Source organism: Alteribacillus bidgolensis (genome assembly GCF_002886255.1).
In the GTDB taxonomy this organism is placed as follows: domain Bacteria; phylum Bacillota; class Bacilli; order Bacillales; family Marinococcaceae; genus Alteribacillus; species Alteribacillus bidgolensis.
In genome coordinates, this window is sequence record NZ_KZ614149.1 from 2489181 (window position 1) to 2503101 (window position 13921).

Sequence of the window (13921 nt, forward strand, 5' to 3'; positions counted from 1 at the left end):
GAGCTTTTTATGTTTAACCAGGTCACGATTGTAGGCCGTTTTACTCGCGACCCAGAAGTAACCTATACCAAAGACGGTACAGCTGTCTGCAACTTCACCTTAGCGGTGCAGCGATCATTTCGTAATATGCAAGGAGATTTTGATGCTGATTTCGTCCCGATTACTGTCTGGAGAAAACAAGCAGAAAACACCGCACTTTACTGTCATAAAGGTGCTCTTGTTGGAGTGAACGGCAGAATCCATACGAGAATTTATGAAAATAAAGATCAAAAACGCATTCAGGTTGTAGAAGTGAATGCCGATCAAGTTCGCTTACTTAAACTAAATTCCAATCAACAGTCCCCTGCCGCTTCACCTGAAGCGTCTCCAGTCGATAAGAACAGCCGGGATGGTGTTCAAACTCCGCTTGCCCCTACAGAAAACGTTCCCGTGATGAATGTAAGAGAAACGAACACGCCTCAGTAAACAGAAATATCATAACAATTTTGCCTTCAGAAACAGGTGTCTTCTATTATCCTCGTTTTACTTCTCCTATAGTCCCTCCAATTGTAATGCCTCTGGTCTGCCTGTTGCCAGAGGCTTATTTATATATGAGATGAAAAAAGTACATTAAAGGCTCTTCTGCATGAGCGGCGAAAGCGAAAACACCTTACTGGGTGAACATTCGAGAAAGCCGGGGAGCTTGTATCATAAAGGGGAGCGGAAACATACAAACCTCCCCAAGCAAAAGCTAAGGGAGGCATCCTTTTACATTACTACGTTTAGTTGCTGAAGTTTACAAATTTCAGGTATTCATCCAGCATTTTGGCCATCTGAGCACGGGTGGTACCTGTTTTTGGATCAAAGATAGTGCCGTCTTCACGGCCGCTGATAATCCCTGCTTGAACTAATCGTTCTACATCTTCTTTCGCCCAATCTCCAATTCTATCTGTGTCGTCAAAAGAAGCTATCGATTTATGTTCGTCCAGTTTTTCTTCTTCAAACCCTGTGATGTCTAATGCTCGAGGAGTAAATTCGATTAACTTTTCAAATTATTGCATTAACCCCAAACCGTCCATGTAATGGATACCGTAATGGCCATAACCATCAAACTGACAGGAATCCCGATTTTCATAAAATCAATAAATCGGTAGCCTCCTTGTCCATAAACAAACAAATTGGTCTGATAACCGATCGGGGTAATAAAACTTGCTGATGCAGCAATCGCTACGATAACAGCAAGCGGTGTGATTTGAATGCCCAAAATCGCTGCCGTTTCTATAGCTACTGGAAGCATAATAATAGCAGCTGCGTTATTCGTAATAACTTCGGTCAATATATTGGTTAACACGTAGAGCAGTATAAATATTCCTATCAACCCAAATGGTGCCATCCATTGCAGCATCATTTCTGCTAAATAAGTAGCGGCCCCTGTTTTCAACATGGCTTCCCCAATTCCAAAAGCTGCTGATATGACAATCAGCACTTGAAATGGGATATAATTTTTCATTTCTCGAACTGGTAAAATGTTTAATACCAATAACAGCATAACTGTCACAGCTGCTGCTGTAAAAATAGAAATGATTTGAGCTGCTGCCAACACGATCATCATACCGAAAAGGATAATTGGCAGAAATCTTTTCCACGCCGGAAAAGGTTGAAAGGGATTGCTGCTTTTATTCGTTCGTAATATCGTGAATTCATTTCTTGTACTCGTTCTATTTTCAAAGTCAGGTCCTGCCAATAGCAACAGTGTATCACCAGGTTTAATCGTAATTTCTTCCATCCGCTGTACATGCTGGTCATCGTAGCGGTGAACTCCGACAATCGCTGCGTCAAATTGCTGAGGAAATAACGTATCTTTCATTTTTTTAAATAACAGAGAAGAATAATGAGTTACCACTACTTCTAAAAGCTGGCTCTCTCCTTGGCGCAGGCCATCAAGCTGATACGCTGCACCTGTATCTAATTGAAGTCCATCCCGGCCCTCTAAGTAAGCAATGTCGTTTAAACTGCCGATCAATAGCAAATAATCATGTGCTTTAAGTTTAAAAGACGAAGAATAATTCTCTAAAACTTTACCTTTTCGTACAATTCCAAGCAGCTCCACCCCATTTTTTTGATGCAGGCCTGCTTGTTTAATGGTTTTTCCCGCAAAATCCCCATTCGGCTCTACTACCATTTCCGCTGAAAAGCGTTTTTGGTTTTTATCTGTATTATAATATGGCATGGTAGGTACTCGATTTGGAAGCATTCTGAGCCCAATTCCAATCATGAACACAATTAAAAACAACGTAATGGGCACGCCGATAATCGCAAGTTGAAAAAAAGAAAAGCCTGCAAACCCTCTTTCAATCAGCATGCCGTGGACAACCAAATTAGTAGACGTCCCAATCAGCGTCATCGTGCCGCCGGCAATGGTTGCAAACGAAATCGGCAGTAAAAATTTAGAAGGTGCAACGTCATGTTTTTCACACCATTGGCGGACGTATGGGGTGAAAGCCGCCACAATCGGCGTGTTATTCAACACACCGGAAAAAAGGGAAGAAGGCACCATAATACGAAGCAAGGATTGTCTTGGACTATGGCCGTTATTTAAAACATTTTCCACAAACCTTTCCACTAATCCGCTTTTTTGTACCGCGCCGGCAACAATACATAGCAAACCAATCGTAAGCATCCCTTGGTTGTAAAACCCTTGCACCGCTTGTGCAGGGGTAAGAATACCCGTTAAAAGGAGTACAAAAAGCGCAGTAAGCAAAATAACTTCAGGGCGTGCTGCTTCTTTAATTAAAGCTCCCATCATCGCTAGAATAACGATACCGGTTACTGCCATCTCCCACGTCATCACCATCACCCCCGCTTTCATATCCCTGTGTACTATATATATGTAATTAAACAAAGTAATTTGATAGGTTTTATAAACTTTAATATTATATTATACCTTTCTTATCGGAATTGTAAATATTAATCACTCAAAAAATAAAATTACTTTAAATTTTTTCAGCTTCCACCGCATATAATCGTGCAGCAGTTTATTTTTAAAAAAACTGACTTTGTAGATTTTCAGGCTCTTTGATACACTATAAATCAGAATAAAAAATTTCGACGAATTTAGCAGGAATGAAATAAAAAATATAGAAGATACTGAATAAACAGCTGCAATTTTGCCTATTGTACACACCAAGAAATTTAGACACATGGGCCACTTAAAAAGGAGGTGGAGCATATGGCTTTTGTTATTACCTCACCTTGTATTGAGGAAAAAGCCGGTGACTGTGTAGAAGTTTGCCCGGTCGATTGCATTGAAGAAGGCGAAGATCAATTCTATATCGACCCTGACGTATGCATTGATTGCGGCGCTTGTATTGTCGTCTGCCCGGTTGAGGCTATTGTAGAAGATACCGAACTCACGCCTGAAACAGAGCCATTTTTAGAGAAGGCTAAAGAGTTTTACGGCACGAGTTAACAGAAAGAGCCTGGATTCTCTTATCTCCAGGCTCTTTTTTATGCTTTAAGAAAATTTATTTTTTCTAACGGAATAAAATATAAGTAAAGACTAGGGCTTTCCGCCGAAATCACCAAAAAATTATCCTGTAAGAGAAATAATTCCTGCTCCTACAAAAATAAGAGCAGCACATCCTATTAAATGGAGCGTGATAAAAAATATTCTTGATAAAAGAACGGTTAAAATAGGATCTACCGCTAATATAGCGCCAACATAGGCAACATTTATTTTTTGTACAGCGATAAAGAAACTTAGTAAAGCAAAACTCGTGGACAAACCACCTAAAATGTAAAATTTATTTCGAATATTAACGTTCATTTTCAAAATTTCTATTATATTTCTTTTTTTCCAATAAGCGATAATGAAAGCACTAACAAAATCAACAGCTGCTCCAATAAATGCCCCAGCAAAAGGATTTCGTAAAAAATAATAGCCTGCTTTCTAACTGCCTGTCCGACCCCAAACCCTAAAGCGGAGCCAAGTGTAATAATATAGCCAATTAATTAGCTCTCGTGTTTTCTTGTGTTAGAAAAACTTGGCTTACCGCCAAGTCCAAATGGCGGAAGCCGAGTTTTCCTAATAATAAAAATAATGACTTGCTAATTAGGAATCTTTCATATACAATGACAAAAAATTTAGGGGAAAATATTTCATTATGTGGAAATTTGTAAATAAGATAGGAATAAAGCAGAAAGAAAAGAAAGAAAAGATTTACATTTTTGGGTGTCATCACATCGAAATGCTAAAAAACTGCAGTTTCTCATATGCTGATCATCGATAAAATGTCTCCTTTCCTTAACAGGACAAGTTTTTATGATAAAATGGCACCTAAGAACCTATGAATGATCACAATATATAGGTAATACACTCACCTTCGTCTTGTCATCCTAGTCTTGTATTACTAATTAATCCTCTTAGGAGGGAAATAATGAAAAGAAATGTTATCACAGACACGTTAAACCGTCCTTTACGCGATTTGCGTATTTCTGTCATAGATCGTTGCAATTTTCGCTGTTCCTACTGTATGCCTAAAGAAATATTCGGCGATGATTATCCGTTCATGCCAGAAAATGAGCTGCTTTCCTTTGATGAAATCCTTCGTCTGGCAGAACAATTTACAAAACTAGGAGCAGAAAAAATTCGTATTACCGGCGGTGAACCGTTAATGCGAAAAGACCTCCCTCTTTTAATAGAACAATTATCAGAATTAGAAGGAATCCATGATATTGGTTTAACGACAAACGGCGTATACTTGATTAAACAGGCAAAAGCCTTAAAGGAAGCCGGTTTGCATAGAGTAAATGTCAGCCTTGATGCAATAGAAGAAAAGGTTTTTCAGACCATGAACGGCAGAAATGTAAAACCGAAAGCAGTATTTAAAGGTATCGATGCTGCTTTGTCAGCCGGCCTGCAGGTAAAAGTAAACATGGTCGTAAAAAAAGGAGTCAATGACGGACAAATCCGTCCTCTGGCAGAATATTGCAAAGCTAAAGGCATCACTCTCCGTTTTATTGAATATATGGATGTCGGTCAAACGAACGGCTGGAACTTTTCTGATGTGGTAACCAAAAAAGAAATTTATGAAAAGCTGACTGATATTGCTCCATTAATTCCAGTAAAAAAAGCTTATTTTGGAGAAGTAGCGTCAAGGTACCGTTATAAAGACAGTGATGTGGAAGTTGGGTTTATCTCTTCTGTCTCTGATGCGTTTTGTTCGAGCTGTACTCGGGCACGTATTTCAGCAGACGGGAAACTCTACACTTGTCTGTTTGCCGAATCAGGCCATGATTTACGTGCTTTCCTTAGAAACGGTGCCTCTACCGAAGAATTAGAACACTACCTGACTTCGATCTGGACCAACCGCAGCGACAGATATTCTGAGGAAAGAACGGAAGAAACCGTAAAAAAACGAAAGAAAATTGAAATGTCTTATATAGGCGGATAGACAAATAAGGAGGAAAGGGCCGATGGATACTCGTTACTCAAGACAAGAACTTTTCTCCGGAATCGGAAAAGAAGGGCAAAAGCGGCTCCAGGAAAAACATGTGCTCGTTCTTGGAGCTGGAGCCCTTGGAAGCGCAAGTGCAGAGACTCTCGTCCGTGCTGGTGTCGGTACCCTTACTATAATAGACAGAGATTTTGTGGAATGGAGTAATCTTCACAGACAGCAATTATACACCGAAGCTGATGCCGAACATAACCATCCAAAAGCTATCGCAGCCAAAAACCGGCTGCAAAGTATTAATAAAGACACAACGGTAAAAGCATATGTACTCGACGCCAAAGCCGATAATCTGGAAAAGTTAGTTCAAGGTGCTGATGTTGTTATTGATGGAAGCGATAACTTTGATATTCGTTTCATTATAAATGACCTTTCGCAGAAATACCGAGTTCCGTGGATTTTTGGTGCTTTTGCAGGGAGTTTTGGAATGTCTTATACGTTTCTGCCCGAAAAGACACCTTGCTTGCAATGCATTCTTTCCACCATCCCTAGCAGCAGTATGAGCTGTGAAACGTCCGGCATCATTGCTCCTGCCGTACAGATGACATCCGCCCATCAAACCACCGAAGCATTAAAAATACTTACAGATCAAGAAGAGTCATTGCGTAGGACATTGCTGTTATTTGATGTGTGGAACACCCAGCAGCAATCGATCCGCACCGACAAGGTAAAGAAAACAGACTGCCCTTCCTGCGGCAAAGAGAGAACCTACCCATACCTAGTCCACGAACAAGATACAAGGCTTGAGGTATTGTGCGGACGAAATACCGTTCAAATCCGGCCACCGGAGAAAAAAGAATACGATTTTAACGCGCTTGCCAGCGAGCTCAAACAACATGGAAATGTTAGAAAAAACAGTTATATTTTAATATGCACATTAAGTGACTGCAGACTTGCCATTTTTCAAGATGGACGCGTACTTATCCATGGAACCAAAGAAATTGACAAAGCCAAACATTTATATCACCGCTTTATCGCAAAAGAAAAGGAGTAGAGAGTATGGTAGAAAAACGAATGCCCCTCCCGGTTGCTGAAGCTGTGGAGCGTGTCATGAATTATAAAAAAAGACAAGAAAAAGAATGGGTTCCGCTAGAAAAAGCACATGGCCGTTTTTTGGCTGAAGATTTAAAAGCCGATCATGACGTACCATCGTTTGATCGCTCTCCTTATGACGGATTTGCTATTATTGCCGAAGATACAACCGAGGCATCCCAGGAAAAGCCGGCGGTACTCGAAGTGATCGGTGAAATCGGTGCCGGCTCTGTATTTGAAAATGAAGTCAAACAAGGACAAGCCGTACGGATTATGACCGGAGCCCAAATTCCCGACAGCTGCAATGCTGTAGTTATGCTAGAACTTGTTAAAGAGAAAAAAGATAATAATAACAGCTATATCGAGATCAAACGGTCTTTTAAAGCCGGTGACAATATATCCTTTCAAGGCGAAGATACGAAAGCAGGAACATCTCTCATCGATAAAGGCACCTGCATTACACCGGGCATCAGTGCATTACTTGCTACATTTGGATATGATAAAGTCCCCGCTGCCAAAAAACCTGTTGTTGGTATCATTGCTACAGGCAGTGAACTTTTAGAAGTCAAGGAGCCCTTGCAGCCGGGGAAAATTCGTAACAGCAATGCCTATATGATTATGGCACAAATTGAAAAAGCAGGTGCAGAACCGAAGTATTTTGGCAAATTCAGCGATGATTTTGATGATTGCCTGCGTGCAGTTCAAGACGCCCTGGCGGAAGTAGACTTATTAATAACGACAGGCGGTGTATCCGTCGGTGATTATGACTACATGCCTGCTATTTTAAAAGAATTAAATGCTTCTGTGTTATTTAATAAAGTAGGAATGCGGCCAGGCAGCGTTACCACCATTGCTGCTATGGAAGACAAGCTTATTTACGGTTTATCTGGGAATCCATCTGCCTGCTATGTTGGCTTTGAGCTTTTTGTTCGTCCGATTGTCCGTCATTCTTTATTTACTAACAAACCCCATCTAAGAAAATCTAAAGCTGTATTAGGCACGAGCTTTCCAAAGCCTAACCCGTTCACACGCTTTGTTCGTGCCAAACTGTTCGATGAAGACGGTCAATATCAAGCGGTTCCTGCTGGTCTTGATAAATCAGGTTCTGTCACTTCTCTTGCCGAAGCGTCTGCTTTTATTGTTCTCCCTGGAGGCACACGCGGGTATGAAAAAGGAATGATTGTGGACATTTTACTGATCGACGATGAGCAAGGAAGTGAATGGCCATGGGCCAACATTGTCCCGTCTTACAAATAATTGGTTACAAGAACAGCGGAAAAACGACATTTATGGAAAAGTTAATAAAAAAAAGCAGCTGTCTCGGCCTTCAAGCAGCCTCGGTAAAACATCATGGCCACGGCGGAGAACCAGCAAAAGAGAGGGCCGATAAAGACAGCTGCCGCCACCAGGAGGCTGGGGCCTTCCTTTCCTCTGTAGAAGGAAGCGGGATGCTGCAGCTGCAAGCTTCAAAAACGCGGTGGGACCTAGAAGAAATCATTGAATTATATCATCATTTTCACCCTGATATTATTTTTGTAGAAGGCTACAAAAATGCTGCTTATCCAAAAATAGTACTATTGCGTAATCAAGAAGATGAACTCCTTCTAGACCAGTGTACAAACGTAATTTGCGCTATTTCTCATTATAAGAACACTGATGAGAAAAGACGTCTCCCGGTACGGCATTTCTTTATGCAAGACGATGCCGAATATATTGATTATATTTTTCAAAAGGTGAGAAGACAAGATGAATAAAGAGAAACGTTTTGAGGTAACGGATCACCCTATATCAACAGAAAGTGTTATTCAGAAAGTAACGCGCCGTGAGTGCGGAGCTATTACTACATTTATCGGAACGGTTCGTGAATTTACTGACGGCAAACGAACTCTTCGCTTAGAATATCAGGCTTATAAAGACATGGCCGAAAAAATGCTGGAGCAAATTGATAAAGAAGTACAAGAAAAATGGCCGAATGCAATGAGTGCGATTACACATCGTACAGGAACGTTAGAAATTTCCGATGCTGCTGTCGTCATTGCGGTATCCTCTCCTCACCGGAAAACAGCATATGAAGCTAATGAATACATTATTGAGCGCATAAAACAAATTGTCCCTATTTGGAAAAAAGAGTATTGGGATGATGGCTCAGCCTGGATAGGTGATCAATTAGAAAAAACCCCGTATCCAGAAGGAAACCCCCCGAAAGGAGCAAATGATGATTAAAATATTATTTTTTGCCCGCTTGCAGGAAGAAATCGGTAAAGATAGTTTAAATATAGAAAAAGCTGGCTTAACCGTCAATCAGTTAAAGCAGTGGCTGGAAAAAGAGCACGGTTTGCATTCTCTTGATCAAACCATGGCTGCAGTGAATGAAGATTATGCTGATGGATCAGAAGTGCTTAAAGAAGGAGATACCGTAGCATTAATCCCGCCAGTGAGCGGCGGATGAGATCAAGTACACCCATTAAAAAAGGTATGGAGGTCAAATTTCTCCATGCCTTCTTTTTCTTTCAATTTTACCATTGCATGAAGCTAGAGCGATGGTGATTGAAGCGGAGAATATTTCCTCTATTTTCCAATACTATCCGAATTTGCTGATTTACTCGGCCGTTCGTAACCAAATACTAGCCAAAAACACCGTTTTACTCGCCAACAATAGCCATTTTCTCGCCAATGCTTCTTTTTAAAAATCTCGTTAAAAATCTCGGCTTGCCGCCGAGTCCTCATGGCGGATGCCGTAGTTTCACTTATACTTTGATCCTTTAACAAAGTTAAACATTCCTAAAGTATAAAAAAAGAACCACCCCAAAGCTGGAGTGGTTCACAAATATTTTATTGAAGATCTTCGATAGAATCAGCTTCCACATACTCTGGTACAACAAGACCGATTTTCGCGCCTTCAAGGTTTGCACCCAGGTCTTCGAACTCTCCTTCATAATCGTTGTAATATTGTTCGTGTGTCCCTGGGAGCCATGCAGCTACCATAGCATCTGCTTCACCTTCAGCAACTGCACCAAACATAATCGGTGCTTCCATTGAGTTTGTCTTGACCTCGTACCCAAGATCAGACAATACAGTTGCCACGACATTGGTAGAAGCAATTTCAGAATCCCAAGCAACAAATGCTAGAGTGATCTGTTCACCATCAACTTCTTCGACACCTTCCGTCCATTCGGAAACCATGTCTTCATTTTCATCTACCCAAGTGCGGGCAGCCTCTTCTGGTTCAGTGCCTTCATTTACCTCAAGCATAACCTCTTCCATATCCTCGCCTTCCCAATTGAAGTTATCGAGAACCTGATAAGCTTCCGGCATATCAGCTTCCAAATCGTTTCTTACGAGGGTATGAATATCTTCTGATTCACCAAAAGACCCTTCAGGATCTTCGAGATATTTCAAGTCATGAACGGCAAACTTCCAATGCGGGTTCCAGCCTGTTACGATAATAGGTTCTTCATTGGCAATTGCATCATCTAATGCACTGGTCATAGCAGCCGAAGAACTTGGCTGTACACTCCAGTCTTCTAATTCATAATCTTCAATAGCTTGCTCTGCTGCTGCCATAACACCTGCACCAGCGTCAATACCAGTAATGGTGTAATCTACTTCTTCTCCGATATTGCCTGCTGCTTCTTCGTCACTTCCTTCATCTGCACCGTTTTCTTCTGTATCTTCTGGTATCTCTCCTTCTGTGGTGTCTTCTTCGTCTTCCTCTGCCCCGCATGCTGCAAGGATAAGAGACAAGGAAAGTCCTGCAGCTATACCTGCTCTTTTCCAAGTCTTCATCATGATTGACCCACTCCTTATAAAAATATTATATATGTTTACTCTTGTTTTTTTATCAAACAAGAGATAAACGCCTTATTTGTCTTTGCTTAAGCTTTGCGTTAAGCGATCAAGAATAATAGCGAGAATAACGATGGCGAAACCGGCTTCAAAGCCTCCGCCTGCATCATTACGGCCCACCGCATAATACACGGCTGTTCCAAGACCGCCTGCTCCGATCATCGAAGCAATAACAACCATCGATAAAGCAAGCATAATCGTCTGGTTAATTCCAGCCATGATCGTTACCTTGGCCATTGGAAGCTGTACTTTAAACAGCTTTTGACTAGCAGTAGAACCAAATGCATCTGCCGCTTCTATCGCTTCGGTAGATACTTGACGAATCCCCAAATTCGTCAACCGGATCGTCGGCGGCATAGCAAAAATAACTGAAGCTACTACACCCGGCACTTCCCCTATACCAAAGAAAGCAACCGCCGGAATTAAGTATACAAATGCGGGCATCGTCTGCATAAAATCAAGTACTGGTTTAATAATGTTTTCGACGATATCGTTTTTTGCCATCCAAATCCCAAATGGCACACCGACAACTACCGAAATTAAAGATGCAGATATCACAATCGCAAGGGTTAATACCATGTCTTCCCAATACCCCATATTATCTATGAGAAAAAGTCCAAGAAACACAAAGAATGTAAGCCCTGATTTTCTTCCTGCAAACCAAAACGTAAGGGCACTAATTAAAACAATTAAAATCCATGAAGGTAAAAAACCGATTATGGCTGCTAAGCTTTCAATGATGACATCAATCAATTCCGTTAATGTATCAAACAAGAAATCAGCATTTTTTAACCAATCAACAAATGCATCTATCCAGTCGGCTAACGGTAGTCTAGGAAGGAAGTCCATCTTGTTCCACCTCACTTCCGGACAATGCCGCTATGACCGTTCCACGAACGACAACGCCTTTTAATTTTTCTTCTTCCACAACAGCTACCGGTACATTTGTATAAGTAAGCAAGTTCATGATTTCTCTTAATACCGTATCTTTTGCAGCAGTCGGAACATTGGTCTGAATAATTTCTTCTATATTGTTTTTTCCTTCTTTCACCATTCGGGATACATCATCAGCATGGACAATTCCTATTAACTTTCTCTCTCTATTGGTGACATAAATGCTGGATATTCTAGCATCTCTCATCCGCTGCAGTGCAACACGCGGTCCTTCTTTATCCATGTTCACAGATTCCGCGCGCGACATCACGTTTTCTACCGTGAAAACTTTTGAACGGTCTACATCTTCTACGAATTTTTCTACGTATTCATTTTCTGGATTCGTGAGAATTTCTTCGGGTGTACCGACCTGAACAATAGCCCCATCTTTCATGATAGTAATACGGTCTCCTATGCGGAGCGCTTCATCCAAGTCATGTGTAATAAACACGATCGTTTTTTTCATCTTCGTTTGTAAATCGAGCAGTTCATCCTGCATATCTTTACGAATAAGCGGATCAAGTGCGGAAAACGCTTCGTCCATTAATAAGATGTCCGGATCATTTGCAAGAGCTCTAGCCAATCCAACACGCTGCTGCATGCCTCCAGACAACTCTTCAGGATACATATTTTCATAGCCTTTTAAACCAACAAGTTCAAGCGCGTTGAAGGCCTTTTGTCTTCTATCTTCTCTTTGCTCTCCTTGAATTTCGAGTCCGTATTCTACGTTGCTAAGTACGGTTCGGAAAGGAAATAACCCAAAATTTTGGAAAACCATACTCATTTTCTTGCGGCGGGTTTCTCGCAGCGTTTTATCATCCATAGTAGATAAGTCTTCTCCGTCTACCCAGACATTTCCAGAAGTAGGATTAATCAAACGGTTCAATAAACGAACGAGAGTAGATTTCCCGCTTCCCGAAAGCCCCATAATAACAAAAATTTCTCCATCTTCAACGGAAAAAGAAGCACGGTTAACCCCAACCGTATTTCCTGTTTCACTTAAAATGTCGTCTTTGCTTTTATTTTGTTTAAGCAGCTCTAGTGCTTTTTTTGGCTTTTTACCAAAAATTTTCGTAAGGCCGTCAACTTTTAACTTGGCCACCCCTATACACCTCATTTAATCGATTTGCGTTCAAATAAATTACTTTCCTCACTATACGGGAATAGGGAAAAAGTAGCAAATCTTATTTATCGTTAATACAGTTTGTTTGAATCGTAAAGTTTAAACTGTATGAAATTTATTTGCTTATATCTATTAATGCCTTCCTTTTTCTACATATTTCCTATTTTTCTTTCACTTTTACTATTTTCTCCTATATCTGTTAGACTTTTTTCATCTGAGTTAAAAGCGGGAAAGGAGGTTTTGAAGGATGGATGAATTCAATAAAAATAAATCATATGAGTGGGAAAAACTGCAAAGTACAAGACACCATTTTATCTCGGTAATGGCACAAAACATGGGTCTGTACGGCATTTCGGAAACTAACGGGAGGTTATATGGAACCGTATTATTTTCCGATGCGCCAATGACGTTAGATAGCATGAGCAAGGCTCTTGAGATGAGCAAAACGAGCATGAGCACCGGTGTTCGCGCCCTGAGTGATGCATGTATGCTTTCTAGGGTCTGGGAAAAAGGTGTGCGAAAAGATTTGTATCAAACCGAGGATGATTGGTATAAATCATTTATTTCTGTATTTGTGAACCGCTGGCGGGAAGCAACAGATAATAACCACGATGCTGCCTTAGAAGCTATTCACGAGTTGAAAGAAATAAACGAACAAACCGATGATGTTTCCTTACAAGAACAAATAGAAACGGATATCAACAAACTTCAACAAGCAGTTAAATATTACAGTTGGCTCGATGAAGTGATTGCTCTTTTTGAAAACGGAGATATTTTTCAAATTGTTGAAAAAAAATGATATGATGGTAGTGAGTTCCAATTCCGATGAGAAAGGGCGGATTAGAATGGATTACAAAGATATTATTCGAAACCGGCGTGAAATTACAAGCTACCACGACAAAGATATTCCAGATAAAGTCATCAAAGAATTACTGGATGCTGCTGTGCTTGCACCTTCTGGAAATAATTTACCATCTCGTGAATTTATTGTGGTGCAAAACAAGGAGATGCTTCAACATTTGGAAGGTGCCAGCCCTTTTATACCATGGATGAAAGAGGCAAAAGCTGCGATCGTCGTAACGGGCAGACCCGATATTAGTAAATACTGGCTTCAGGATGCTTCGATTGCTTGCAGTTTCATTTGGCTTGCTGCTGTGGACAACGGACTTGGTTCGGCATTTGGAGCCATTTATCATGCACAGGACCAAGAAGAATCAAGAAAAAGAGAGGGGTATGTCCGCGAAGCATTATCCATTCCAGATGACAGACGTATTGTGGCTATTTTAGGACTAGGATACCCTTCTGATCATCCAGGACCGAAAAAGCCGCCAGAACATAGTGAACTTGTCCATTATGAAGTTTTTAATCAATGATTTCTTATCATGATAAGGAGCTGCCACAATGACAACAGGGTGTGGATAGCTCCCTTTATCAGAGAATCGTTTTGCCTAAGGCGTAAGTATGCATCTTTCGATATAACAGCCGATAAAGGAACGAG

General features: G+C 40.8%; 15 protein-coding genes and 1 pseudogene. 10 read left to right on the plus strand and 6 right to left on the minus strand.

The genetic code is table 11. The features are described from left to right. The first annotated feature begins 9 nt into the window (after positions 1 to 9). Positions 10 to 465, plus strand: a complete 456-nt coding sequence (locus CEF16_RS12450; protein ID WP_091584033.1) for a single-stranded DNA-binding protein — start codon at positions 10 to 12, stop codon at positions 463 to 465. A 296-nt stretch (positions 466 to 761) separates the two neighbouring features. Here CEF16_RS12450 and CEF16_RS25320 read toward each other — a convergent pair whose 3' ends face one another. Together CEF16_RS25320 and CEF16_RS12460 are read right to left on the minus strand one after the other, a co-directional pair. Next, on the minus strand, positions 762 to 1019 hold the full coding sequence (locus CEF16_RS25320; RefSeq protein ID WP_091584109.1) for an S-layer homology domain-containing protein: 258 nt from the start codon (positions 1017 to 1019) through the stop codon (positions 762 to 764). Between the two features lie 20 nt (positions 1020 to 1039). Then, positions 1040 to 2827 carry an SLC13 family permease gene (locus CEF16_RS12460; RefSeq protein ID WP_170031900.1) on the minus strand — a complete coding sequence of 596 codons (1788 nt, stop codon included), beginning with the start codon at positions 2825 to 2827 and terminating at the stop codon, positions 1040 to 1042. A 381-nt stretch (positions 2828 to 3208) separates the two neighbouring features. Here CEF16_RS12460 and CEF16_RS12470 point away from each other — a divergent pair, with 381 nt between their 5' ends. Beyond that, complete coding sequence (locus CEF16_RS12470; RefSeq protein ID WP_091584028.1) at positions 3209 to 3448, plus strand: DUF362 domain-containing protein; 240 nt, start codon at positions 3209 to 3211, stop codon at positions 3446 to 3448. Between the two features lie 120 nt (positions 3449 to 3568). Here CEF16_RS12470 and CEF16_RS12475 read toward each other — a convergent pair. Beyond that, a pseudogene (locus CEF16_RS12475) lies at positions 3569 to 3892 on the minus strand (hypothetical protein); the annotation flags it as partial. Positions 3893 to 4415: 523 nt separating this feature from the next. On the opposite strand from CEF16_RS12475, the gene moaA reads away from it, so the two are divergent. From moaA to moaD, 6 genes are read left to right on the plus strand one after another with little or no spacing between them, the layout of a single operon-like run. Continuing rightward, complete coding sequence (gene moaA / locus CEF16_RS12480) at positions 4416 to 5432, plus strand: GTP 3',8-cyclase MoaA (protein ID WP_091584023.1); 1017 nt, start codon at positions 4416 to 4418, stop codon at positions 5430 to 5432. A gap of 22 nt (positions 5433 to 5454) precedes the next feature. Then, positions 5455 to 6483, plus strand: coding sequence for a MoeB/ThiF family adenylyltransferase (locus tag CEF16_RS12485; protein ID WP_091584020.1), 1029 nt, complete (start codon positions 5455 to 5457; stop codon positions 6481 to 6483). A 5-nt stretch (positions 6484 to 6488) separates the two neighbouring features. Next, the gene (locus CEF16_RS12490; protein WP_091584018.1) at positions 6489 to 7778 is read left to right on the plus strand and encodes a molybdopterin molybdotransferase MoeA; all 1290 of its coding nucleotides are present in this window, start codon (positions 6489 to 6491) and stop codon (positions 7776 to 7778) included. Next, positions 7748 to 8275 carry a molybdopterin-guanine dinucleotide biosynthesis protein B gene (gene mobB / locus CEF16_RS12495; RefSeq protein WP_170031903.1) on the plus strand — a complete coding sequence of 176 codons (528 nt, stop codon included), beginning with the start codon at positions 7748 to 7750 and terminating at the stop codon, positions 8273 to 8275. The genes CEF16_RS12490 and mobB overlap by 31 nt, the downstream gene beginning before the upstream one ends. Next, positions 8268 to 8744 carry a molybdenum cofactor biosynthesis protein MoaE gene (locus CEF16_RS12500; protein ID WP_091584012.1) on the plus strand — a complete coding sequence of 159 codons (477 nt, stop codon included), beginning with the start codon at positions 8268 to 8270 and terminating at the stop codon, positions 8742 to 8744. The genes mobB and CEF16_RS12500 overlap by 8 nt, the downstream gene beginning before the upstream one ends. Beyond that, positions 8734 to 8970: a molybdopterin converting factor subunit 1 gene (moaD, locus tag CEF16_RS12505; protein ID WP_425427985.1), complete on the plus strand. Its 237-nt coding sequence runs from the start codon at positions 8734 to 8736 to the stop codon at positions 8968 to 8970. The genes CEF16_RS12500 and moaD overlap by 11 nt, the downstream gene beginning before the upstream one ends. Before the next feature lie 383 nt (positions 8971 to 9353). Here moaD and CEF16_RS12510 read toward each other — a convergent pair whose 3' ends face one another. The 3 genes from CEF16_RS12510 to CEF16_RS12520 form a co-directional block, all read right to left on the minus strand. Continuing rightward, the gene (locus CEF16_RS12510) at positions 9354 to 10310 is read right to left on the minus strand and encodes a glycine betaine ABC transporter substrate-binding protein (RefSeq protein WP_091584007.1); all 957 of its coding nucleotides are present in this window, start codon (positions 10308 to 10310) and stop codon (positions 9354 to 9356) included. Between the two features lie 72 nt (positions 10311 to 10382). Beyond that, positions 10383 to 11216, minus strand: a complete 834-nt coding sequence (locus CEF16_RS12515) for an ABC transporter permease (RefSeq protein WP_091584004.1) — start codon at positions 11214 to 11216, stop codon at positions 10383 to 10385. Then, a complete protein-coding gene (locus CEF16_RS12520; RefSeq protein WP_091584002.1) occupies positions 11200 to 12402 on the minus strand; it encodes a quaternary amine ABC transporter ATP-binding protein in 1203 nt (400 codons plus the stop codon). The genes CEF16_RS12515 and CEF16_RS12520 overlap by 17 nt, the downstream gene beginning before the upstream one ends. A 268-nt stretch (positions 12403 to 12670) precedes the next feature. Between CEF16_RS12520 and CEF16_RS12525 the strand changes: the two genes are divergently transcribed. Both CEF16_RS12525 and CEF16_RS12530 read left to right on the plus strand, forming a co-directional pair. Further along, complete coding sequence (locus CEF16_RS12525) at positions 12671 to 13222, plus strand: GbsR/MarR family transcriptional regulator (RefSeq protein WP_091583999.1); 552 nt, start codon at positions 12671 to 12673, stop codon at positions 13220 to 13222. Positions 13223 to 13268: 46 nt separating this feature from the next. Continuing rightward, a complete protein-coding gene (locus CEF16_RS12530) occupies positions 13269 to 13796 on the plus strand; it encodes a nitroreductase family protein (RefSeq protein WP_091584106.1) in 528 nt (175 codons plus the stop codon). Positions 13797 to 13921: the final 125 nt, after the last annotated feature.